Raw genomic sequence first — 23599 nt, 5'->3', positions numbered from 1 at the left:
CTTGACCCGCCGCCCCGGCCCACCGCTAACGCTTGTACGGGGACGGCCCAAAGAAAAACGCCCTGCACGGGGGCTGGGGGATGGGCGCGGGTCGGTTCGGTGGCTTGCGGGTGTGTGGGTGGGGCGCAGGAGGCCTAGGGGGTGGCTCGGCCCCTGGCTCGGCGGGTGCGGGGACGGTCGTTGGTGCGGCATTCCCATTTCTGCGTCGCACGAGCGCCCACGCTGGTGGGATGGGACGAACCCAGCACATGACGCACAGGGGTGCACCTTTTGCCCCAGTGTGGCCCATGGGAGGGGTTTCGGTGTGCGTCATGTGCGGGGTTAGTTGCACGCCAGTGGTCAGGCGGCAGGCGTACGAGTGCCCCGCCGGGAATCCCGGCGGGGCACTCGTACGTGCTGTACGTGCTGTATGTGATTAGTCCTGCTGTGCGCCCGCAGGCAGCGTGCGCAGCTTCATGGGCGACGACGTGGTGCTGGTGCCGAAGCCGTAGTTCAGCATCTTGCCCGCGTCGTTGTAGCGCTCCGTGACGGTGCTGCTGTTCAGGACGACGCCGATCAGGGTCTTCGTACCGCGGGTGGCGGCGAACACCAGGCAGGGGCCGGCCGTCGAGCCGGTGCCGGTCTTGACGCCGATGGCGCCGCTGTAGGAGCCCAGCAGCTTGTTGGTGTTGTACCAGGTGTACGTGCGGGTGCCGCCGGTGCTCGTCGTCGCGGTGCTCTTGTACGACGGCGCCTTGACGACGGCGCGGAAGTTGGTGTTCTTCATGGCGTAGCGGGCGAGCTTCGCCAGGTCACGCGGGGTCGTGTAGTTGTTGCCGGTCGTCGTGATGCCGTCGAAGGAGTCGAACTTGGTGTTCGTCAGGCCGAGCGAGCTCGCCTTCGCGTTCATCTTGGAGATGAAGTTCGTCTTGCGTGCCGCGACGGTGGTGCCGGTGCCGAAGGCGTCGGCCAGGGCGTACGCCGCGTCGCAGCCGGAGGGCAGCATCGTCCCGTACAGCAGCTGACGGACGGTCACCTTGTCGCCGGTCTTCAGATCGGCGGTGCTCGCGCCCTGCGCGGTGACGTAGTCGCGGTAGGCCTGCTTGACGGTCACCTTGCGGTTGAGGTCCAGGTTGGTGGTGCTGAGCACCACGGCAGCCGTCATGATCTTCGTCGTGCTGGCCATCTGGCGCTTGGTGTCCGCGCCCTTGCTGTAGACCGTGGCGCCGGTCGCGTTGTTCAGCATGAACGCGCCCTTGGCGGTGATGGTGGGCGCGGTGGCGGCCTGCGCGGGCGCGGCCAGGGGCGAGACGGTCAGCAGTGCGCCCGTGGTGACGAGGACCGCGGCGGCTCTGCGGACGGCCGGGAGGCTGGTGATCAAAGAACGCTCCGAAGTTCGCGAATGCGGTGGAAGCGGACCACCTCGGATCGAGGGTCCCGACAAGAGACTCACGGGCAGGTCGAAAGGATGTACGCGCCTCGCTGTGATTTTCGTCCTGTGTGCAACGTCGGTTCATTGCTGCCGCGTCTGCCGCGTCTGCCGACCGTTCCGGGATGCGGACGCGGCTTTCTGTTGCACCTCTGTTGTATCTATGCTGTGCGCATGCCCACCGCGCCCCCGCTCCCCAAGCAGCCCCCCGCCGCCGAGCGCGTCTACGCCCACATCAAGAAGGGCGTACTCGACCGCCATTACGAAGGCGGCACCCTCCTCACCGAGGGCGACCTCGCCGACGCCGTCGGCGTGTCGAGGACGCCCGTGCGGGAGGCGCTGCTGCGGCTGGAGGTCGAGGGCCTCATCAAGCTCTATCCGAAGAAGGGCGCCCTCGTCCTCGCCGTCTCCGCCCAGGAGATCGCCGACGTCGTCGAAACCCGGCTGCTGGTGGAGGAGTTCGCGGTGCGGCGCGCCGTACCCGCGTCCGCTGCTCTCATCGCCCGGCTCGAAGAGCTGCTGGAGGAGCAGAAGCAGCGCGCCCTCGAAGGGGACCTCGCCGAAGTCGCCGTCAGCGACCGGTGTTTCCACGCCGAGATCGTCCGTAACGCCGGGAATCAGATCCTCTGCCGGCTGTACGACCAGCTCCGCGACCGCCAGCTGCGCATGGGCGTCACCATCATGGAGGCGCACCCGGACCGCATCGCCAAGAACATCACCGAGCACGCCGAAATGCTCGAAGCCATCAGGGCGGGGGATGTGGAAGCCGCCGCCCAGTGCGTACGCCGCCACGTCAGCCGGGTCAAGGTGCTCGTCCGGGGGGAGGACCGGTGAGGAGCCGTATAGCTCCGGTTGCTTCCCTGCCCGGCGATCCGCCCGGCGGCCGGCGCGCCGCCGCCGTCTGGGGCATCGGCGTCGGCGTCTACTTCGTCGCCGTCATCTTCCGTACGAGCCTGGGCGTGGCGGGGCTCGACGCCGCCGACCGGTTCGACGTCAACGCGTCCGCGCTGTCGACGTTCTCGATACTGCAGTTGCTGGTGTACGCGGGTATGCAGATACCCGTGGGGCTGCTCGTCGACCGGCTCGGGACGAAGAGAGTCCTGACGTTGGGGGTTGTCCTCTTCACCCTCGGGCAGCTCGGCTTCGCCCTCTCCCCCTCGTACGGCATGGCTCTCGCGGCCCGCGCCCTGCTCGGGTGCGGCGACGCGATGACGTTCATTGCCGTGCTTCGGCTCGGCGCCCGCTGGTTCCCCGCCCGCCGCGGGCCGCTGATCGCGCAGCTCGCCGGGTTGTGCGGAATGGCGGGCAACCTCGTCTCGACCCTCGTCATCGCGCGCATGCTGCACGGCATGGGCTGGACCGCCACCTTCGCGGGCAGCTCGCTCGCCGGGGTGCTCGTGCTCGTACTGCTGCTGCTGTTCCTGAAGGACCACCCCGAGGGGCACGAGCCGGCGCCCGCCCAGCACGCGGGTGCGGCGTACGTCCGCAAGCAGATCGCCGCCGCGTGGCGCGAGCCCGGGACGCGGCTCGGGATGTGGGTGCACTTCACGACGCAGTTCCCGGCGATGGTGTTCCTGCTGCTGTGGGGGATGCCGTTCCTGGTGGAGGCGCAGGGATTGTCGCGGGGGGCGGCGGGCGAGCTGCTGACGCTCGTCGTGCTGTCGAACATGGCGTTGGGGCTGGTGTACGGGCAGCTCATCGCACGCCACGGCGCCGCCCGCGCGCCGCTCGCCCTCGGCACCGTCGGAGCCACCGCCCTGCTGTGGGCGACGACCATCGCCTACCCGGGTGACCACGCCCCGATGTGGCTGCTGGTGGTGTTGTGCGTGGTGCTCGGTGGGTGCGGGCCGGCCTCGATGATCGGCTTCGATTTCGCGCGGCCGGCCAATCCGCCGGAGCGGCAGGGCACTGCCTCCGGCATCGTCAACATGGGCGGCTTCGTCGCCTCGATGACGACGCTGCTCGCGGTGGGCGTGCTGCTCGACGCGACCGGCGACAACTACCGGATCGCGTTCGCGTCGGTGTTCGTGCTGGAGACGTTCGGCGTCGTACAGATCCTGCGCCTGCGCAAGCGGACCGCCCGCCGGGAGCGGGACCACCTGGTCGCCAGCCGCGTCGAGGCGGTGCACGTCCCGGCGTGAGAAGGGCCGCCGGTCGCGGTTACGGCGTGACCGCGAAGTTGCGCAGGATCGCGTCCGCCAGGGCCTGGTCGCCCTCGACCTTGACGTGGTCGGCGACCGCTTCGTAGCGGACCCGGCCGCAGGCCAGGCGTACGTACGTCTCCCAGTCCAGGGCGATCGTCGCGAGCGGGCCGAGCGACGGCGTGCCGTCGACCGTGCCGCGGCCGTCGGCGTCCACGCGGACCGTGCGCATGAATTCGACCGGGCCGTGTACGTCGAAGACGACCGCGCAGTTGGCGGGCGCGCCCGCGTGCTTCGCGACGACCTTCGGCAGGCCGTGGACGAGGACGTCGCGGGCGACGAGCGCGCCGGGCGAGTCGAGGTTGCCGGGCCGGTTGAAGGTCGTACGCAGGTCCTGCTCGTGCACCCAGGTGTCGAACGCCCGCATACGCAGAGCGAGTTCGAGGGTCTGCTCGGCGCCGAGCGGGGCGCGGACCATGGTGTCGGGGGAGCGGGTCTCGTTGCGGAGCTGACGCTGGCGGCGGATGATCGTGTACTCGAGCTCCGAGGTCATCTCCGGCGCCGTGTGGTGGCGGCGTACGTCGACCTGCATCTCCATGTACCGGGCGAACTCCGAGGTCACGTGGTACAGATCGCGCGGCAGCGAGTGGATCGGCCGCGGGTCGCCGAGCATCTCGCACTCCATGCCGATGATGTGCGAGACGATGTCGCGCACCGACCAGCCGGGGCACGGCGTACGGCGGTTCCACTCCCCCTCGACGAGCGGCGTCACCAGCTCGGATATCGCGTCGATGGAGTGGGTCCAGGCTTCGGCGTATGTCTGGAGGCTGGGATGGACGGTCACGGGACCCCTCGTGCGGTTCACTTGCTGGCGGGCTGGGCTGACGTACGTGCCGGACTGCGTGGGAGGCTCGCACGCTAAGTTACGCTGCCCCGTGGCACCCTGGCAGTGCTTTGGTGTGACGATCGTAGGCCCGTGTTGACGGCTCGAGTGCCAGGACGGTGGTAGTGTGCGCGCCTCCCTCATCCAGATCGCAGTAGACCCGGACGAATCGGTCAATTCCCGTCGCCAGCGCGTCGCTTCACTTGTGCGCGAGCAGCGTGAGCGGCATGCGGTGGATCTTGTGGTTCTTCCCGAGCTGTGGCCCACAGGGGCCTTCGCCTACGAGTCCTTCGTGGAGGAGGCGGAGCCGCTGGAGGGTCCGACGTACGACGTGATGTCGAAGGCGGCGGCCGATTCCGGGGTGTGGCTGCACGCCGGGTCGATCGTCGAGCGTGACCCCGACGGGCCCCTCTACAACACCTCGCTGGTCTTCTCCCCCGACGGCGAGCTCGTCCGTACGTACCGGAAGATCCACCGCTTCGGCTTCGACAAGGGCGAGGCCGTGATGATGGGCGCGGGCGAGGAGGTGGTGACGGTGTCGGCCGCGGGGCTCACCTTCGGGCTCGGCACATGTTACGACCTGCGCTTCCCCGAACTCTTCCGCAGCCTCGTGGACGCCGGCGCGCAGGCCTTCGTCGTCCCGGCGGGCTGGCCCGCCAGGCGCCGCGAGCACTGGACGCTGCTGGCCCGCGCCCGCGCGGTCGAGAACCAGGCGTACGTCCTGGCCTGCGGCACCGCCGGCACGCACGCGGGGGTGGAGCAGGCGGGGCACAGCATCGTGGTGGACCCGTGGGGCGAGGTGCTGGCGGAGGCGGGCGTGGGGGAAGAGGTGCTCACGGCCGACCTGACTCCGGAGAAGGTCGCGTCGACGCGTGAGCAGTTCCCGGCCCTGAAGGACCGCCGACTGCGGTAGGGGGTCTACCTCCGTTACCCCTGTTACCCCTGGGCCCGCCGGCGGCGCATCATGAGGACGATGCCGCCGCCTGCGGCCGCCGCGGCGGCCGCCGCCGCGACGAGCGGCAGCGTTGAGCCGGAGCCGGTGGAGGCGAGGTTGCCTCCGGTCGCGGAGGACTCCCCCGTACCGCCGGTCGAGGTGGAGCCCGTACCACCGGTCGCGGAGGTACCCGTACCGCCCGTCGACGTCGATGACGACGACGCGTCCGAACCGCCCGTCGACGGGGAGCCCGAACCACCGGTGGATCCGGATCCGCCCGAGGACGCGCCGCCGGAACTGCTCGAACCGCCGGAACCGCCGGTGGCGGTGCCCGAGCCGCCGCCCGTCGTGGTGTCCGCGGAGTTCTCGAACACGATCTGTGCCGTGTCGTTCGCCGCGTTCTTGTCGAACGGCCACGGGGCTCCGACGAGCGACACCTTGCCCTTGGCGCCCGCCACGAACTTGTCGACCTTCGCGCGGAACTTGTAGGACCACCCGCCGTCCTCGGCGACCCAGTAGTCGGAGGGACCGCAGGTGTAGTGCAGCGGTTTGTCCGACGCGCAGGATCCTGGCGCGGACACCACTGTCGTACCGGCCGGGAACCGCACGTCGACCCGCCCCACGTTGGCCTCCCGCCGCACCCATGCCGGGCCGCCGTTGGCGAACTTCAAGTCGACGGCGACCGTCTCGCCGGCACGGGCGCGGACCCGGGGCGCCTCGACACCGAAGTCGGCCGTGTTCGCAACGCTCACCTGCATCGAGGTGCGGCTGTCGCGGTCGTTCACCTCGCCGGTGTAAGTCGAGTCCAGCTGCTCGACCAGTTTGAGCTCCGGCCCGGTGCCCGGCACCTGAGGGCCTTCCCAGTCGGAGTTGGAGGGGTTGTAGACGGAGAGCGCCACGCCGACCGTTTCGTAGAGGGCGTTGTTCAGGGCGTCCACCGTCAGCGGCTCCCCGAGCGCGTAATTCGTTCCGGCCTTCACCACTTGGTCGAACTTGCAGTGCACTCCGCTCCACGGCTCGCCCTCGTCAATTGAGGACACGTCGTAGTACAGGCAGTTGGAATACTTCGGGGCACTGCGCAGCCCGTGACTCATGGAGAGGGATACCCAGACCCCGTCGGAGGCCTCGGTGCCCCTGTTCGAGAGGGTGACCGGCACGTCAAAGCTGGTGCCCGGCTTCACTCCCGTGGGCTCGGTTATCCGCCAGACAGCCAGATCCGGCCCGGCCTCTTCGGCCAGGGCCGGCGTGCTGCCCAGCCCGAGCAGGGTGAAGACGCTGACCGCGCCGACGGTCCTGCGAAGTGTGCGACGGCCGGAACTGGTGTGGGGCATGTGGGTCCCTCGAATCACGGACGAACGGACGGCGGACTCCGGATGAACCGGGTCCGCTCATGAGACACGCGCGCGGATCGAAGGGTTGTACGGCAGACGGTCAGTCGTCCCCCCGTTCCTTCTCCGCCATCCGGATCACGCATACCGCCACCGCGATCAGCAGCGCCGCGTCGGCGTCGTCCCGTACGACATCCACCGCGTACGTGTCGCGCATCCGGAACCACTTCCGCGAGATGCGGGCCAGCGGCTCGCCGTCGTGCTCGACCGAGAACTCCCGGTTGAGCACGCGGCCGCTGACGTCCAGCTCGGTCCCCTCGGCCAGGGCGACGCGGTAGTGGTTGCGCAGCAGCGACAGCCGCTTCTTGCGTACGGTCGCGAGCGTCTGATCGTCCCGCTCGATGGTCATCGCGTCCCGGATGCTGAGCATCTTCGCGCGCAGCGTGATCAGCACCCGGCCGGCCGGATCCTTGATCTCCAGGGTGTCGCGCAGCCGCAGCGCCTTCCCGTCGACGAGAAACGCGTGGCGCCCGTTCTCGTCCTCGATCCAGTAGTCGTCGCCGATGCCGAAGATCTTGTCGCGTACCAGATATTTCATGGCGGAATGCCTACCCCGTGCATGAGGTTGGATGGAGGTATGTCTTCACGTGCACGCGTTCGGGCCCCCGAGCTCATCGGCAAGGGCGGCTGGCTCAATACAGGCGACCGGCAGTACTCCCTCTCCGACCTGCGAGGACGCATCGTCATCCTCGATTTTTGGACCTTTTGCTGCGTTAACTGCCTGCATGTCCTGGATGAGCTGCGGGAGCTGGAGGAGAAGCACCGCGACACGGTGGTGATCATCGGCGTCCACTCGCCGAAGTTCGTGCACGAGGCCGAGCACCAGGCCGTCGTCGACGCCGTCGAGCGGTACGGGGTGCATCACCCCGTCCTCGACGACCCCGAGCTCGCCACGTGGAAGCAGTACGCCGTACGGGCCTGGCCGACGCTGGTCGTCATCGACCCCGAGGGGTACGTCGTCGCGCAGCACGCCGGCGAGGGGCACGCGCACGCCATCGCAAAGCTCGTCGAGGAGCTGGAGGCCACTCACGGCGCGAAGGGGACGCTGCGGCGCGGGGACGGGCCGTACGTCGCGCCGGAACCCGTCGCTACCGATCTGCGCTTCCCGGGCAAGGCGCTGCTGCTGCCCGGCACGGGGAATTTCCTGGTCTCGGACACCACTCGGCATCAGCTCGTCGAGCTGGAGGCGGATGGCGAGAGCGTCGTACGGCGCATCGGCGGGGACGGGGAGTTCAAGGAGCCGCAGGGGCTGGCGCTGCTGCCGGACGGGCGGGTCGTCGTGGCCGACACGGTCAACCATCAGCTGCGTACGTACGACCCGGCCACCGGCGCGATCGAGGTCGTCGCCGGTACCGGAAAGCAGTGGTGGCAGGGGTCACCGACCGCCGGGCCCGCCCGCGAGGTCGATCTGTCCTCGCCGTGGGACGTGGCGTGGTGGCAGGGCAAGGTGTGGATCGCCATGGCCGGCGTACACCAGCTGTGGACGTACGACCCCGAGGCGGGGACCGTGCAGGTCGCGGCCGGGACGACCAACGAGGGGCTCGTCGACGGGCCGGCCGCCGAGGCGTGGTTCGCCCAGCCGTCGGGGCTTGCGGCGGCCGGCGACCGGCTGTGGGTCGCGGACTCGGAGACGAGTGCGCTGCGGTACGTCGATGCCGACCTCGTCGTGCACACCGCCGTCGGGACCGGGCTCTTCGACTTCGGGCACCGGGACGGCGCGGCGGGGCAGGCGCTGCTCCAGCATCCGCTCGGGGTGACCGCGCTGCCCGACGGGTCGGTCGCGATCAGCGACACGTACAACCACGCGCTGCGGCGCTACGACCCGGCGAGTGGTGAAGTGACTACTCTGGCGACGGATTTGAGGGAGCCCAGCGACGCGGTGCTCGTCGGTGACGACATCGTCGTCGTCGAGTCCGCCCGCCACCGGCTGACGCGGCTGCGGCTGCCCGACGAGGCGGTACGGGTGGAGGCCGTCGCACACCGGACGCAGCGGGCGGCGACCGAAGTGGCGCCGGAGAAGCTCCGGTTGGACGTCGTCTTCCAGGCGCCGAGCGGGCAGAAGCTGGACACGCGGTACGGGCCTTCTACGCGGCTGCTGGTGTCCTCTACGCCGCCGGAGCTGCTGGCTGCGGGCGAGGGGGCGGGGACGGATCTCAGCCGCGAGCTGGAGCTGAACCCTGGGATTGTCGAGGGTGTGCTGCACGTGTCGGCGATGGCCGCCTCGTGCGACGACGACCCGGCGAACGAATACCCGGCGTGCCATGTCCACCAGCAGGACTGGGGTGTGCCGGTCCGCGTGACGGCGGGGGGAGCGCCCCGGCTGCCGCTGGTGTTGGCGGGCATGGATTCCTGAGGGCGCCGGGCGCCGGGCGGGGTGCGCGGTGCGCGGCGGTGCAGTGGCCCTCTCTTGCGGGGGCGTTGGGGGCGGTGCCGCGACGGGGCGTCTCCTCGGGCGTCGAACGTTCGGGTACTCGTTTTTGTATTCGGGCTCGTTGCGTTCGACGCCCTGCGGGGAGCGCCCCGACACGTCCCCTCCTGGCACCGTGCTTGCGATACCGGCGCCGGGCGGGCGAAATTCAGCCCGTCCGGCGTTTGAGGACACGCCCGTCGGGCGTCCGGGGGTTTGCCCCCACCACGCGGCGGAGCCGCGAAATGTCACAGCGGGAAGCGGGGGCGTGCTTTGCGAGCCGGTCGGCTCAGGGGGTGTGGTGGTGCCGGTCGTCGTCGACCACGGTGGTGGTCGGGGGCACGACCATGCGGCGGCGCCTGGCGACGCTGGCGTAGACCGCCACCCCGATGATGCCGACGAGCATCATGATGATCCCGACGAGGTCGAGGTTGACGCTTTCCATCTCCCAGTCGGTGGCGAAGGCGAGTATCGCCCCGCCCGCGATGAGGAGTATGAATCCTCCCAGTCCCATGACTTCCGCCTCCCTGTCGGCCCGGCTGGTCCGGGCCGGTGTACGCACTTCGCGTACCCGGCCCTTCAACAGACAAGCCTGCGAGTCGGGTTCAGCCTTCGAGGAATGCCGTCATCGCGTTAGCGAGGAGGTACGGGTCGTCCGCTCCGCACAGCTCACGCGCACTGTGCATGGAGAGGATCGCCACGCCGATGTCGACGGTCTGGATGCCGTGCCGGGCGGAGGTGATCGGGCCGATCGTCGTGCCGCACGGCATCGAGTTGTTCGACACGAAGAACTGGAGCGGCACCTGCGCCTTCTCGCACGCCGCCGCGAACACCGCCTGGCCGCTGCCGTCCGTCGCGTACCGCATGTTCACGTTGACCTTGAGGATCGGTCCGCCGTTGGCGCGCGGGTGGTGCGTCGGGTCGTGGCGCTCGGAGTAGTTGGGGTGCACCGCGTGGCCGGTGTCGGACGAGAGGCAGATCGTGCCGGCGAAGGCGCGCGCCTTGTCGTCGTAACTGCCGCCGCGTGCGAAGACCGAGCGCTCCAGTACGTTGCCGAGGAGCGGGCCGTCCGCGCCGGTGTCGGACTGTGAACCGTTCTCCTCGTGGTCGAAGCCGGCGAGGACGGGGATGTACGGGAGGGGGCCGTCCGCAGTGCTGACGGCCGTCAGCGCGGCGACTCCCGCGTGTACGGAGATCAGGTTGTCCATGCGGGGACCGGCGACCAGCTCGCGGTCGCGCCCCAGGTAGGCCGGTTGGTCGATGCTGTGAGCCATCAGGTCCCAGCCGGCGACCTCGCCCTCGGTGAGGCCTTCCTCTTCCTCCAGGAAGCGGATCAGGTCACCCTCGTGTACGTCGCCGAGGCCCCAGATCGGCTGCATGTGCCGCTGCTTGTCGAGCTTGAGGCCCTCGGTGTTCGCCGACCGGTCCAGGTGTACGGCCAGCTGCGGTACACGCAGCAGCGCCCGGTCGATGTTGACCAGGCGGTGCGAGCCGTCGCGCAGTGTGAGGCGACCCGCGATGCCCAGGTCGCGGTCGAGCCAGGTGTTGAGGAGCGTCCCGCCGTAGATCTCGACGGCGATCTGCCGCCAGCCCGCCGCGCCCATGTCGGGCAGCGGCTTCACGTGCAGGTGCGGGGAGTCGGTGTGGCCGCCGATGATCCGGAACGGCGTGCTCGCCTCCGCGCCCTCCGGCACGTACCAGGCGATGATCGCCCCACCGCGCAGCACGTACTTGCCGCCGGACGTCGCGTCCCAGGCCTCGGTCTCCGCTACCTGCCGGAAGCCTGCCTTGTCCAGCCGCTCGGCGGCGTTGGCCACCGCGTGGTACGGCGTCGGGCAGGCCGCCAGGAAGGACATCAGGTCGTCGGTGTGGCCGCGGTCGAAGCGGGCGGGTGCGCTCATGGGGTTCACCATAACCAGGGTTAACTACGGGCCGTGCAGACTGCCTCGGAGCCCGTTCGTCAGAGGCCGGGAGGTCGCTCGAAGCGCCGCTGTATCGTCCGGCGCTCGCCGCGGCGCACCTGCGGCAGCATCTGCGGGGCGCCGGGCGGACGCTGCTGCTGACGGCGGCGTCCCACGCAGAACAGGCAGCCCTCGCCGGGCGGCGCGGTCGGGTCGATGGGTGAGCCGGGGTGCTCGGAGCAGCCCGACGCGTTGCGCGGCCGGGAGAGCTCGCGGGCGACGATGAAGGCGCGGTGCAGGGTGTCCGCGAGGTCCACGAACTCCTCGCCGGGGGAGGAGACGGTGACGGCGAAGGCACGGTCGTTGACTCGCTGGACGTACCCCTTGAGTGCGTCCAGCGTGTACGGCGGATCCGGCACGGGGTAGCCGAGGCGGCGCTGCTCGGCCGGGGCGGGGACGCTGCGCTCGCCGCGGCGGCGGCGGTCGTTGCAGAGCAGGCAGCGGCCCCAGCCGTTGGGGGCCTCGGGGTCGATGGCGCCGTTGGGGTGCAGGTCACAGCCGGTGTAGCTCTTGACGGGGGCGAGGTCGGCGGCCGTCTTGAAGGCTACGTACAGGGTGTCCGCGATCGGTTCGTACTCCAGGGGATGGGAGCCGTCGTACAGGTCGCCGATCTGGTCGCCCACCGAGCCGAGCTTTCCGCGCAGCTCACTGAGCGCGTACGGCCGGCCGGCCGGGACGGAATAGCCACCCCTGCGGGGTTCCATGGAACTCATGTCGACAAGAGTCGCACGGGCCACTGACAACGGGCCGGGCACTCAGTGCCCGGCCCGTCACCAGAGGGTTTCGCAGTGGACTAGAAGGCCGCTTCGTCCAGCTCCATCAGGGACTGGTCGACGGACTCGGCCAGGGCGCGCTCGACACCGACGCCCGGCAGGACGTTCGCGGCGAAGAACTTCGCCGCCGCGATCTTGCCGGTGTAGAAGGGCACGTCCTTCGGGGACGCGTTCGGCAGCTTCTCGGCGGCCACGGCCGCGCCCTTGAGCAGCAGGTAGCCGACGACTACGTCACCGGAGGCCATCAGCAGGCGGGTGGTGTTCAGGCCGACCTTGTAGATCGACTTGACGTCCTGCTCGGTGGCGGCGAGGTCGGTGAGCATCGCGCCGACGATCGCCTCCAGATCCACGGCCGCCTTGGCGAGCGTTTCGCGGGCCGCGGCGAACTCGTCGCCACCGGTGCCGACCGCGATGAACTTCTTGATGTCCTCGGCCAGCGAGTTCAGCGCCGCGCCCTGGTTACGGACGATCTTGCGGAAGAAGAAGTCCTGGCCCTGGATCGCGGTCGTACCCTCGTACAGGGTGTCGATCTTCGCGTCACGGATGTACTGCTCGATCGGGTACTCCTGGAGGTACCCGGAGCCGCCGAACGTCTGGAGCGACTGCGCGAGCTGCTCGTACGACTTCTCGGAGCCGTAGCCCTTCACGATCGGCAGGAGCAGGTCGTTCATGGCGACGAGCGAGGAGGTGTCCTCGCCCGCGGCCTCCTTGGCCGCGATCTCGTCCTGGACGGACGCGGTGTGCAGGACCAGGGCGCGCATGCCCTCGGCGTACGCCTTCTGCGTCATGAGCGCGCGGCGGACGTCGGGGTGGTGCGTGATGGTGACCTTGGGCGCGGTCTTGTCCATGAAGTTGGCGAGGTCCGGGCCCTGGACGCGCTCCTTGGCGTACTCGAGGGCGTTGAGGTAGCCCGTCGAGAGCGTCGCGATCGCCTTCGTGCCGACCATCATCCGGGCGAACTCGATGATCATGAACATCTGGCGGATGCCGTCGTGCTTGTCACCGATCAGCCAGCCCTTGGCGGGGTGCTGGTCGCCGAAGGTCATCTCGCACGTGTTGGACGCCTTCAGGCCCATCTTGTGCTCGACGTTCGTGGCGTACGCGCCGTTGCGGGCGCCCAGCTCGCCGGTCTCCCAGTCGAACTCGTACTTCGGTACGAGGAAGAGGGAGAGGCCCTTGGTGCCGGGGCCGTGGCCCTCGGGGCGGGCGAGGACGTAGTGGAGGATGTTCTCCGACATGTCGTGCTCGCCGGACGTGATGAAGCGCTTCACGCCCTCGATGTGCCAGGAGCCGTCGGCCTGCTGGATCGCCTTCGTGCGGCCCGCGCCGACGTCCGAACCGGCGTCCGGCTCGGTCAGGACCATCGTCGAGCCCCACTGCTTGTCGACGGCGATCTTCGCGATCTTCTTCTGGGCCTCGTTGCCCTCCTCGAAGAGCACGCCGGCGAACGCCGGGCCCGAGGAGTACATCCAGACGGCGGGGTTCGCGCCGAGCAGCAGCTCCGCGTACGCCCAGATCAGCGAGCGGGGGGAGGTGGTGCCGCCGATCTCCTCGGGGAGGCCGAGACGCCAGTACTCGCTGTCCATGAAGGCCTGGTAGCTCTTCTTGAAGGACGCCGGTACGGGCGCGGTGTTGGTGGCCGGGTCGAAGACCGGCGGGTTGCGGTCGGCGTCCTCGAACGAGGCGGCGAGGTCGTTCTCCGCGAGGCGGGCGATCTCGTCCAGGATGCTCTTGGCGGTCTCGACGTCCATCTCCGCGAACGGGCCGGTGCCGTACAGCTTGTCGCGGCCGAGTACCTCGAAGAGGTTGAACTCGATGTCGCGGAGGTTCGACTTGTAGTGACCCATGGCAACGGCTCCGTTAAGGATCGGGAGGCAGGTTCCTCGTACATCTACTACTGGTAAGTAGTTACGATGATGCTACCCGTCGGTAATAAGGCGCAACCCCTTCCGGTGATGTGTGACTGAGTACGCTTGCGCGCATGTACGGCTACGACCAGAACCAGGGTGGACAGCAGCAGCAGTACGCGCCGCCGCAGCCTCCGCCCCAGGGCGGCTACGGGGAGCAGCCGCTCTACCCGGAGCCGTCGCCGCCTTCGCTCGCCGACGGGGTGCGCGCCTTCACCACCGGGACGCTGTCCGTCGAGGACTTCCAGCAGATCTTCGCCACGTCGAAGGTCTACTGCCCGCGCGGCGACAACCCGGGCTTCCTCGCGCTGCACAACACCCAGCAGCCGGTGATCCCGATGTTCACCTCGCTCAAGGAACTGCGTAAGTACGCGGGCAAGGAGTCCAAGTACTTCGTGATCACCGGGGCGGAGGTGATCGATCTGCTGCCGACCGGGTACGGCTTCGTCCTCGACATGGAGGGTGAGCACCGGATGGTCTTCGACGCCAAGGCGGTGGAGCAGATGGTCGACTTCGCGATGCGGCGGATGTACGGCTAGACGTGTCGGTGCACGACCTGGCGCCCGGGGGGAATTCCTCCCGGGCGCTTCTCGTTGCCACTGGCAGGAAGTTCTACGTTCAACTAAAGTGGACGTACAAGGAGGCCCGCCATGCCCGCAGTAACCGTTGAGAACCCGCTGACCCTGCCGAAGGTCGCCGCCCCGCGCGACGCCGTAGCGCGCCCCGTGCTGGCCGTCACGACCGCACCGGGCGGTCTCGAGGGCGAGGGCTTCCCGGTACGCCGCGCCTTCGCCGGCATCAACTACACGTACCTCGACCCGTTCATCATGATGGACCAGATGGGTGAGGTGGAGTACGCCCCCGGGGAGCCCAAGGGCACCCCCTGGCACCCCCACCGCGGCTTCGAGACGGTCACGTACCTGATCGACGGCACCTTCGTCCACCAGGACAGCAACGGGGGCGGCGGCAGCATCCAGAACGGCGACACCCAGTGGATGACCGCCGGGTCCGGCATCCTCCACATCGAGGCGCCGCCGGAGGCGCTGGTCGTGTCGGGCGGCCTGTTCCACGGCCTTCAGCTGTGGGTCAACCTGCCGGCCTCCGACAAGATGATGGCCCCCCGCTACCAGGACATCCGTGGCGGCCAGGTGCAGCTCCTGACATCCCCCGACGGCGGCGCGCTGCTGCGCGTCATCGCGGGCAAGCTGGACGGCCACGAGGGCCCCGGCATCACCCACACCCCGATCACGATGATCCACGCGACCCTGCGCCCGGGAGCCGAGATCACGCTGCCCTGGCGTGCGGACTTCAACGGTCTGGCGTACGTCCTGGCCGGGCGCGGCGCCGTCGGCGTGGACCGCCGTCCCGTCCACAAGGGCCAGACCGCGGTCTTCGGCGACGGCGGCTCGCTGACCGTACGCGCGGACGAGCACCAGGACTCCAACACCCCGGACCTGGAGGTCGTCCTCCTCGGCGGGCAGCCGATCCGGGAGCCGATGGCTCACTACGGGCCGTTCGTGATGAACACCCAGGAAGAGCTGAAGCTCGCCTTCGAAGACTTCCAGCGCGGCCGTCTCGGCACCATCCCGGCCGTCCACGGCATGGGCGAGTAGCAGAAGAGAAGTCCCGTACGCAACGCCCGGGTGACGAATCGTCACCCGGGCGGCCCCGTCGGGCGGGCCGCCCCGCGCCGTCCATGATCCGCTGGGGCCGTGCACCCGACCCAGCCGCTCCTTCCCGAGCCCGCACGACGGGTCGCCGCCTGGTGTGTCGTCGCCCTGCTCGTCACCGGCGTCGCGGCGGTCGGGATCTGGCTGTGCGTCACCTTCAAGACCGCGGTCACCCCGGTCCTGCTCGCCATCCTCGGGACGGCGCTGCTCGGGCCCCTGCACCGGCGGCTCATCAAGATGCGGCTGAACCGGTCGCTCGCCGCCATGCTGACCTGCGTCGCGGTCGTCGCCGTCGTCGGCGGGGCCGCGTACATCGTCGCCAGCGCGCTCGTCGAGACCGGCGACCAGATCCTCGAATCGCTCCGGCAGGCCGCGAAGGACCTGGCCGAGCACCTCGGCGCGGCCGGTACCTCCCTGGACGACATGGCCAAGAACGCCAGGGAGCTCCTCGGCAAGTTCGGCGGGACCGCGGCCACCGGGCTGATCACCGGGCTCAGCGTCGTCGGCGAGGTGATCGCGATGGCGGTCCTGGCCCTGCTGCTGATCTTCTTCTTCCTCCGCGACTCGGACAAGGCCGCCGGCACCCTGAAGTCGCTCGCACCCGGCTCGACCGGCGACACCGTCGAAGCGATGGGCCGCCGCGCCTTCGAGGCCGTCGAGGGCTTCATGCGCGGTACGACGTTCATCGCGCTGATCGACGCCATCCTCATCACCGTCGGGCTGCTGGTCCTGCGCGTGCCCGGCGCGGTCGGCCTGGGCGCGCTGGTCTTCGTCGGCGCGTACATCCCCTACCTCGGCGCCTTCATCTCCGGCGCGGTCGCGGTGCTCGTCGCGCTCGCCGACCGGGGGTTCGCGATCGCGCTGTGGGCGTTCGGGGTCGTACTCGCCGTACAGGTGATCGAGGGGCACGTCCTCCAGCCCGTGATCCAGAGCCGGACCGTGCAGATGCACCCGGCCGTGGTGATGCTGGCGATCACCGCCGGGGCATCCGTCGCGGGCATCCTCGGAATGCTGCTCGCCGTGCCGCTGACGGCGGCCGTCTTCGGGGTGATCGGAGAGCTGCGCCGGCATTACGAGCAGGGCCCTGAGGGGCCCTGAGAGGGCCGCTCACACGGCCTGCCGCGTCACATGGCCTGGGGCGGAACAGCGCCGTCCGGCCCCGGCTCGAACCCCGCGAGCATCTGCTCCAGCGCCAGCTGGTCGGGACCGACGAACGGATCGGAACCGGGCGCCTCCGCGATCGTGTCGAGCATCTGCGGGGCGAGACCCACGGCCGGCGGCAGGTGGGTGCTCAGGACGGTCTTGGGGTCCATGGCCCGCAGCGGCTCGACGGTGGCGAGGTACTTGTCCGTGTCGACGGCGTGGACCCACGGGCTGTCCACAGTGGCCCACAGCAGCTGGGCGGCGCGCAGATCCTCGGCGGGGAGCGCGCGGGCCTCGCCGCCGATGGCGACCTCCGCGCTGGGCATGGTGGCGCCGAAGCAGTCGGAGCTGAAGCAGGTCTGCGTACGGTCGTCGTAGAAGCCGACGGTGGCCGGGTTGTCGAACAGCGGCGGCCGGAAAGCCCTGAGCATGCGGCCGCCTCCGACGTCCAGCGCCTGGCCCGGGTTGACCAGACGGACGCGGTCCAGCGGCAGGGGGCGCTCGGTGGACATGATTCCGGCGCCGATGAACGTGGTCACGACGCGCGCCTGCGGAGCGGCGACGAGCAGGTCGAACAGGCCCCCCGTGTGGTCGCGGTCGGGGTGGGTGAGCCATATCCAGCGCACGTCGGCGGGGTCCATGACGGAGCCGAGCGACGCGAGGAAACTCCGGTCGGGGAGGCTGAGGCCCGTATCGACGACGACCGGCTCGTCGGCGAACAGAACAAAGGCGTTGACCGTGAGGAAGCCGATGCCCGGCACCTCCAGACAGTCCGCCAGGACGGTGGTTTCGTTTCCGATCCTCTGCTCAATGCTCATGGCGGGTCTCCGTGGTCCCCCGGCGACAGAAACGGGCGATCGATATCGCCCATTCTTCTCCTGTACGGCCGGGACGGCGCCCCGGCCAGGAGAAGGCCTACAGGGCGGCCTTCTCGCCGTCCCCGTCGCTGTTCCCGTCCCCGTCCTCGTCCCCGTCGCCGTCCTCGTACAGCTCGAACCAGATCGACTTGCCATCGCCCCTCGGGTCCACGCCCCAAGCGTCCGCGAGCATCTCCATCAGGATGAGCCCGCGCCCGCTGGACGCCATCTCCCCCGGGCGCCGCTTGTGCGGCAGTTCGTCGCTGGGGTCCGTCACCTCGACCCTCAGCCGCCGTACGCCCGGATCGCCCGTCGCCTCCGCCACCAGCAGCGCGTCGCCGTCCGTGTGCACCAGCACGTTGGTGACCATCTCCGAGACCATCAGCACGGCCGCGTCGAGCTGTTCCCCGTTCGCCCAGTCGTGCAGCAGGTCCCGGAGCTGCTGCCGGGCGGTGGCGATACGTTCCGGCTCGGCCTGGGCCACGGCCATCGCCGTACGCCGCACCGGGGCCATCGTCACCGTCGAGCCGGGGCCGCAGCCGCACCCTGCGCCCTCGCGGCACAGCAGCAGTACGGCGATGTCGTCCTCGCGGCGGTCCACGAGCGGGCCCGTGGTGTGGTGCGAGGAGGGGCCGTGCACGCCCGATACGAGCGCGTCGGCGAGCTTTTCCAGGCTGTCGCCGGTGTGCTCCTCCATGATCCTGCGGAGCCTGGCCCAGCCGGTGTCCAGGTCGTGGCCGCCGGTCTCGATGAGGCCGTCCGTACAGATCATGATCGTCTCGCCCGGTTCGAGGACGAGCCGGGTCGTCGGATAGTCGGTGTCCGGCACGATGCCCAGCGGCAGGCCGCCCGCCGTCGGCCGGACGAGCACCGTCCCGTCGCTGAGGCGGACGGCCGGTTCGGGGTGGCCCGCGCGGGCTATGTCGAGGAGCCCGGTGGCGGGGTCCACCTCGATATAGAGGCAGGTCGCGAAGCGCGGGCTGGAGTAGTCGCCGGGGTCGTAAGTGTCCGTGATGCCGTGCAGGAAGCGGGACGCGCGGGAGAGGACCGCGTCCGGCCGGTGGCCCTCGGAGGCGTACGCGCGCAGGGCGATCCGCAGCTGGCCCATCAAGCCGGCCGCCCGTACGTCATGCCCTTGTACGTCCCCGATGACCAGGGCTATTCGTCCGCTGGGCAGCGGAATCATGTCGTACCAGTCGCCGCCGACCTGGAGCCCGCCGCCGGTCGGCACATACCGCGCGGCCACCGTCATGCCGGGGATCTCCGGCCCCAGCGTCGGCATCATCGACCGCTGGAGGCCCAGCGACAGCTCGCGCTCGTTCTCGGCCACCGAGGCCCGCTCCAGCGCCTGCGCGAGCATCCTGGCGACCGTCGCCAGCACGGAGCGCTCGTCGGGGGTGAACGCCACGGGGTGCGCGAAGCCCGCCATCCAGGCGCCCATGGTGCGGCCGGCCACCGTCAGCGGCAGGAACGCCCAGGAGCGGGGCTCGTCGCTGGCGGCGAGGGGGCGGCCGGCGGGGTAGCGGCGGCTGTACTCCTCGGGGGAGGTCAGATAGATGGCCCGCCCGGTCCGTACGACCTCCGGGGCGGGATGGTCCGTACCCAGCAGCATGTCGGCGAACGGAAGCGCATCCTCGGGGCCGTACCCGTGGTGGCCCAGGACCGTGATCCGCCCGCCCGACGAACCGAAGACGGCGAGACTGTCCGGCGAGAACCCCGGCATGGACAGCGACGCGGCGACCCGCAGCACCTCCGCCGTGGACCGCGCCTCCGCCAGCCCGCGGCCCGCGTCCAGCAGGAACGCCTCGCGGGAGCGGCGCCAGTCGCCGGTGACGGGGGTGTGGGCGGCGTCGCCCGGCCGTGGCTCGGCGACCTCCTGGAGCGTGCCGAAGAGCTGGTAATCGTTGCCGTTGACCACCGGCTTGGAGCGGCTGCGTACGGTCCTGAGCAGCCGTCCTTCCACATCCATGACCCGGAGCCGGGCCTCGGCGAGGGTGCCTTCGGTGACCGCGAGGTTCACGACCCCGTTGATCTCGTTCCAGTCGACGGGATGAAAGCGCGAGCGTATGGCCGCCTCGGTGAGCGTCACGGGTTCGGCGGGCAGGCCGAGGAGCCGGGCGGCCTCCGCATCGAGCGTGATCACCTCGGATGCGTTGTCCCAGCGCCACAGGCCGGTCGCGATGGCGGCCAGGATGTCCTCGGTACGCATTGCTTCATCTTTACAGGTCCCGGCCGGAACGGCTGTGCGAGTGCCCCTGCGACCTCTCCCGTACGGCAAAGAGAAACGGCAAATTAAAGGGGATGCGCCGGGCGGTAACCTTGAGTGCTCCGACAACCCCGAATCCCGAAGGCTGGATGAACGACGATGCATCGGTACAGGTCCCACACCTGCGGCGAGCTCCGCGCCTCTGACGTCGACACCGACGTCCGGCTGAGCGGCTGGCTGCACAATCGTCGAGACCTGGGCGGCATCCTCTTCATCGATCTGCGCGATCACTACGGCATCACGCAGCTCGTCGCCCGCCCCGGCACCCCCGCGTACGACGCGCTCGACAAGCTCAACAAGGAGTCGGTCGTCCGCGTCGACGGCCGGGTCGTCTCGCGCGGTGCCGACAACATCAACCCGGACCTGCCCACCGGTGAGGTCGAGGTCGAGGTCGCGGAGGTCGAGCTGCTGGGTGCGTCGCAGCAGCTGCCGTTCCAGATCAACACGGACGACGGGGTGGGCGAGGAGCGTCGCCTCGAGTACCGCTTCCTCGACCTGCGCCGCGAGCGCATGCACCGCAACATCATGCTGCGTACGGCCGTCATCTCGGCCATCCGTCACAAGATGACGGCGCTCGGCTTCAACGAGATGGCGACCCCGATCCTGACGGCGACTTCCCCCGAGGGCGCCCGCGACTTCGTAGTCCCGTCCCGCCTGAACCCCGGCAAGTTCTACGCGCTCCCGCAGGCGCCGCAGCAGTTCAAGCAGCTGCTGATGATCTCGGGCTTCGACCGCTACTTCCAGATCGCGCCGTGCTTCCGCGACGAGGACGCCCGCGCGGACCGCTCGCCGGGTGAGTTCTACCAGCTCGACGTGGAGATGAGCTTCGTCGAGCAGGAGGACGTCTTCCAGCCGATCGAGAAGCTGATGACCGAGCTCTTCGAGGAGTTCGGCAACGGCCGTCACGTCACGTCACCCTTCCCGCGGATCCCGTTCCGCGAGGCGATGCTGAAGTACGGCAACGACAAGCCCGACCTGCGCGCCCAGCTGGAGCTCGTCGACATCTCGGACGTCTTCGCGGGCTCGGAGTTCAAGGCCTTCGCCGGCAAGCACGTCCGCGCGCTGCCGGTGCCGGACACGGCGGGCCAGTCGCGGAAGTTCTTCGACGGTCTCGGCGACTACGCCGTCGAGCACGGCGCGAAGGGCCTGGCCTGGGTGCGTGTGGCCGAGGACGGTTCGCTGACGGGCCCGATCGCCAAGTTCCTCACCGAGGAGAACATCAAGGTCCTCACCGAGCGCCTGTCGCTGGCCCCCGGCCACGCGGTCTTCTTCGGCGCCGGCGAGTTCGACGAGGTCTCGAAGATCATGTCGGCGGTCCGCGTCGAGGCGGCCAAGCGCGCCGGCCACTTCGAGGAGGGCGTCTTCCGGTTCTGCTGGATCGTCGACTTCCCGATGTACGAGAAGGACGAGCTGACGGGGAAGATCGACTTCTCCCACAACCCCTTCTCGATGCCGCAGGGCGGCCTCGAGGCCCTGGAGACCCAGGACCCGCTGGACATCCTGGGCTGGCAGTACGACATCGTCTGCAACGGCGTGGAGCTGTCCTCCGGCGCGATCCGGAACCACGAGCCCGAGATCATGTTCAAGGCGTTCGAGATCGCGGGTTACGACAAGGAGACCGTCGAGCGCGAGTTCGCCGGCATGCTCCGCGCCTTCGAGTTCGGCGCCCCGCCGCACGGCGGCATCGCCCCGGGCATCGACCGCATCGTGATGCTGCTGGCCGACGAGCCGAACATCCGCGAGACGATCGCCTTCCCGCTCAACGGCAACGCGCAGGACCTGATGATGGGCGCGCCGACGACGCTGGACGAGGCCCGCCTGCGGGAGCTGAACATTCAGCTGCGGAAGCCGGTTTCTGACAAGTAGTGCGGTTGAGTCACGAAGCGTTACGAAGGAGGGGCTGGGAACCGATCGGTTCCCAGCCCCTCCTTCGTGTCGTTCCCTTCGTGTCGTTCTTCGTTCGGGTTGCCGGCGTGCCGTGGGCAACCCGATCTGTCCCCCGGCGCGTTGAACGGTCGTGAAGGACCGACGAACAGGACCGGGACTGGGACCGCGACCGGGGCCGGGGCCGGCACCGAGACGGCGAGGGTGGCTCCATGCATGCGGACGGGGGCGGCGACAGGGACTTCGAGGAGTTCGTCGCCGTGCGCGGGCCACGGCTGCTGCGGGTCGCCTGGCTGCTGACCGGCGACGCACATCTCGCGGAGGACCTGCTGCAGACGGCGCTGGCCAAGGTGTGGCCCCGATGGCGGCGGATCTGCGCGGGCGGCCATCCAGAGGCGTACGTACGCAAGACCATGATCACCACGCATACGTCCTGGTGGCGGCGGCACTGGCGCGGCGAAGTGCCGCACGGGGAACTGCCGGAGGCGGCGGGCGCGCTCGACGCGTACGCGGGCGTGGACCTGGAGCAGACGCTCGCCGCTGCGGTACGGGCGTGCGGGAGATGGCGGGCAAGGAGCAGGACCTCGTCGGCTTCGCGGCGAGCGTGAGCTACTTCCCGTACAAGAAGCCGTGTTCTCTGCCCGGCCGTGAATACTGCACTCCGATCCCGGCAAGGCGCTTGCCGCGAGACGGTGTGCTGATCGTGCTGCGACTCCAGCACGGCACCGGGCCGTCCGCCAAGGACCGTCCGCTCGGCGCGGTCACTGAGCGGCGCGGCCCGGATGTGGTCAAGTCCTGCAGGGTCCCGGGCGGCACCCGCGAACTGGTGGTGTGGCACAGGGCACCGGCAGGGGCAGAGGCGGTGTCAGAGGCGGTGGAGGCTGGGCCGGCCACCCACCCCCACCTTGAGGCCAGGGCCTGCCTGGCCGATCCCTCCGCAGAGCGGGTCGAGGAGGTCCGCCGGGTACTGGACTCCGTCACGTTCGGCAGCAAGAACAAGAAGACGAAGGGCACGAAATGAAGCGCCGGAACCAAACCAAGGCGCCACTGACCGTGCTGCTGACGGCCGCCGCGCTGCTGGCGACGGGCTGCGGGACCGCTACGGACCGCGGCTCGCGCGCTGTCGCCGAACGCGGCGGCCCCGCGCACGAGGTGTCGGGCGGCAAGGCGGGCAAGGCCGCGCCGGAACCACGGAGGTTGCCCGGCCGGCTCCTCAGCCCTGGGCCCCGGGCCCTTCCGGGCCTGGGCCCCAAAACCCTCGGCATGGTTCCGGAGGACACCCGGCAGGCGCTCGTGGTCACAGGCGAGGGCCGCGACAAGAACCGGGGTACGGCGGTCCTCTACGAGCGCGAACGCCCCGGCGCCGCCTGGCGGCCGGGCGAGCGCTGGCCCACCCACAACGCGGTGCGCGGCTGGACGGACGAGCACGTCCAGGGGGATTTGCGCTCGCCGATCGGCGTCTTCACTCTCACGGACGCGGGCGGCCTGCTCCCCGACCCCGGCACGAAGCTGACGTACGACACGGGCCCCGCGTTCGCCGTCACCGGCAACGGTTCCCGGGGCGAACCGTTGGCGGGCTCGTTCGATTACGTCATCGCGATCAACTACAACCGCAAGCCCGGCACCACCCCCCTGGACTGGACACGCCCGTTGGGCGCCGGGCGGGGCGGCGGCATCTGGCTGCACGTGGACCATGAGGGCCCGACGCAAGGCTGCGTCTCCTTCAAGAGACCCGTGATGAAGCACCTGCTCCGCACCATCGACCCGTCAAAGAACCCGGTGGTGGTAATGGGCGACGAGAAATCGCTCCGGCGCTGAGGCGCACGTTTCCGGGGCGGATGACGGACCCCGGGGCGCGAGGTGGGGAGGGGGCTTCGTGCGCCCCGTGGCGTTGATGGCCTCTGCGATGGGGGCCGCCACATGTAAGTGTGGCGCCGGAGGCCCGCCCCTCAAGGGCGCTCCTGCGTCGCGTCGCCT

At 69.8% G+C, this 23599-nt stretch carries 20 protein-coding genes and 1 pseudogene; 11 read left to right on the top strand and 10 right to left on the bottom strand.

The annotated features are described in order from the left end of the window. Window positions 1-415: 415 nt before the first annotated feature. The gene (locus ABZX79_RS36740; protein ID WP_355268060.1) at window positions 416-1360 is read right to left on the bottom strand and encodes a serine hydrolase; all 945 of its coding nucleotides are present in this window, start codon (window positions 1358-1360) and stop codon (window positions 416-418) included. A gap of 222 nt (window positions 1361-1582) precedes the next feature. Here ABZX79_RS36740 and ABZX79_RS36735 point away from each other — a divergent pair, with 222 nt between their 5' ends. Together ABZX79_RS36735 and ABZX79_RS36730 are read left to right on the top strand one after the other, a co-directional pair. Then, window positions 1583-2242: a GntR family transcriptional regulator gene (locus ABZX79_RS36735; protein ID WP_355268057.1), complete on the top strand. Its 660-nt coding sequence runs from the start codon at window positions 1583-1585 to the stop codon at window positions 2240-2242. Beyond that, the gene (locus tag ABZX79_RS36730) at window positions 2239-3549 is read left to right on the top strand and encodes an MFS transporter (protein WP_355268054.1); all 1311 of its coding nucleotides are present in this window, start codon (window positions 2239-2241) and stop codon (window positions 3547-3549) included. Before ABZX79_RS36735 ends, ABZX79_RS36730 begins: the two co-directional genes overlap by 4 nt. Before the next feature lie 19 nt (window positions 3550-3568). On the opposite strand, the gene ABZX79_RS36725 is transcribed toward ABZX79_RS36730, so the two are convergent. Further along, window positions 3569-4393: a maleylpyruvate isomerase family mycothiol-dependent enzyme gene (locus ABZX79_RS36725; RefSeq protein WP_355268051.1), complete on the bottom strand. Its 825-nt coding sequence runs from the start codon at window positions 4391-4393 to the stop codon at window positions 3569-3571. A gap of 166 nt (window positions 4394-4559) precedes the next feature. Between ABZX79_RS36725 and ABZX79_RS36720 the strand changes: the two genes are divergently transcribed. Then, entirely contained in the window at window positions 4560-5345 is a 786-nt protein-coding gene (locus ABZX79_RS36720) for a carbon-nitrogen family hydrolase (RefSeq protein WP_355268048.1), read from the top strand. 23 nt (window positions 5346-5368) lie between these two features. On the opposite strand, the gene ABZX79_RS36715 is transcribed toward ABZX79_RS36720, so the two are convergent. After that, window positions 5369-6697, bottom strand: coding sequence for a hypothetical protein (locus ABZX79_RS36715; RefSeq protein WP_355268046.1), 1329 nt, complete (start codon window positions 6695-6697; stop codon window positions 5369-5371). 100 nt (window positions 6698-6797) lie between these two features. Then, entirely contained in the window at window positions 6798-7292 is a 495-nt protein-coding gene (locus tag ABZX79_RS36710) for an LURP-one-related family protein (protein WP_355268042.1), read from the bottom strand. A 39-nt stretch (window positions 7293-7331) separates the two neighbouring features. Here ABZX79_RS36710 and ABZX79_RS36705 point away from each other — a divergent pair, with 39 nt between their 5' ends. After that, complete coding sequence (locus ABZX79_RS36705; protein ID WP_355268039.1) at window positions 7332-9107, top strand: NHL domain-containing thioredoxin family protein; 1776 nt, start codon at window positions 7332-7334, stop codon at window positions 9105-9107. 343 nt (window positions 9108-9450) lie between these two features. Here the strand turns inward: ABZX79_RS36705 and ABZX79_RS36700 are convergent, their stop codons facing one another. The 4 genes from ABZX79_RS36700 to ABZX79_RS36685 all read right to left on the bottom strand — a co-directional run bounded on the left by ABZX79_RS36700 (window position 9451) and on the right by ABZX79_RS36685 (window position 13742). After that, complete coding sequence (locus ABZX79_RS36700) at window positions 9451-9675, bottom strand: DUF6458 family protein (RefSeq protein ID WP_355268036.1); 225 nt, start codon at window positions 9673-9675, stop codon at window positions 9451-9453. Window positions 9676-9766: 91 nt separating this feature from the next. Next, entirely contained in the window at window positions 9767-11062 is a 1296-nt protein-coding gene (locus ABZX79_RS36695; RefSeq protein ID WP_355268033.1) for a M18 family aminopeptidase, read from the bottom strand. Window positions 11063-11121: 59 nt separating this feature from the next. After that, complete coding sequence (locus ABZX79_RS36690) at window positions 11122-11835, bottom strand: hypothetical protein (protein WP_355268030.1); 714 nt, start codon at window positions 11833-11835, stop codon at window positions 11122-11124. 80 nt (window positions 11836-11915) lie between these two features. Then, a complete protein-coding gene (locus ABZX79_RS36685; RefSeq protein ID WP_355268028.1) occupies window positions 11916-13742 on the bottom strand; it encodes an acyl-CoA dehydrogenase in 1827 nt (608 codons plus the stop codon). Window positions 13743-13876: 134 nt separating this feature from the next. Here ABZX79_RS36685 and ABZX79_RS36680 point away from each other — a divergent pair, with 134 nt between their 5' ends. From ABZX79_RS36680 to ABZX79_RS36670, 3 genes are all read left to right on the top strand, one after another. After that, a complete protein-coding gene (locus tag ABZX79_RS36680) occupies window positions 13877-14341 on the top strand; it encodes an SseB family protein (RefSeq protein WP_215136681.1) in 465 nt (154 codons plus the stop codon). A gap of 111 nt (window positions 14342-14452) precedes the next feature. Beyond that, complete coding sequence (locus ABZX79_RS36675) at window positions 14453-15415, top strand: pirin family protein (RefSeq protein ID WP_355268024.1); 963 nt, start codon at window positions 14453-14455, stop codon at window positions 15413-15415. Window positions 15416-15514: 99 nt separating this feature from the next. Beyond that, on the top strand, window positions 15515-16570 hold the full coding sequence (locus ABZX79_RS36670; RefSeq protein WP_355268021.1) for an AI-2E family transporter: 1056 nt from the start codon (window positions 15515-15517) through the stop codon (window positions 16568-16570). A 26-nt stretch (window positions 16571-16596) separates the two neighbouring features. Here ABZX79_RS36670 and ABZX79_RS36665 read toward each other — a convergent pair whose 3' ends face one another. Then, window positions 16597-17433, bottom strand: a complete 837-nt coding sequence (locus ABZX79_RS36665) for an MBL fold metallo-hydrolase (protein ID WP_355268018.1) — start codon at window positions 17431-17433, stop codon at window positions 16597-16599. Window positions 17434-17530: 97 nt separating this feature from the next. After that, on the bottom strand, window positions 17531-19681 hold the full coding sequence (locus tag ABZX79_RS36660) for a SpoIIE family protein phosphatase (protein WP_355268015.1): 2151 nt from the start codon (window positions 19679-19681) through the stop codon (window positions 17531-17533). Between the two features lie 156 nt (window positions 19682-19837). On the opposite strand from ABZX79_RS36660, the gene aspS reads away from it, so the two are divergent. The 4 genes and pseudogenes from aspS to ABZX79_RS36640 all read left to right on the top strand — a co-directional run bounded on the left by aspS (window position 19838) and on the right by ABZX79_RS36640 (window position 23440). After that, complete coding sequence (gene aspS, locus ABZX79_RS36655) at window positions 19838-21604, top strand: aspartate--tRNA ligase (protein WP_355268012.1); 1767 nt, start codon at window positions 19838-19840, stop codon at window positions 21602-21604. Window positions 21605-21834: 230 nt separating this feature from the next. Then, window positions 21835-22173 (top strand): annotated as a pseudogene (locus tag ABZX79_RS36650) (SigE family RNA polymerase sigma factor); the annotation flags it as partial. A 2-nt stretch (window positions 22174-22175) separates the two neighbouring features. Further along, entirely contained in the window at window positions 22176-22643 is a 468-nt protein-coding gene (locus tag ABZX79_RS36645) for a hypothetical protein (protein ID WP_355268009.1), read from the top strand. Then, window positions 22640-23440, top strand: a complete 801-nt coding sequence (locus ABZX79_RS36640; protein ID WP_355268006.1) for a hypothetical protein — start codon at window positions 22640-22642, stop codon at window positions 23438-23440. The genes ABZX79_RS36645 and ABZX79_RS36640 overlap by 4 nt, the downstream gene beginning before the upstream one ends. Window positions 23441-23599 lie beyond the last annotated feature (159 nt).

The organism is Streptomyces sp. NPDC002994, assembly GCF_040611155.1.
GTDB lineage: Bacteria > Actinomycetota > Actinomycetes > Streptomycetales > Streptomycetaceae > Streptomyces.
This window is presented reverse-complemented; position numbering and strand designations above follow the sequence as displayed.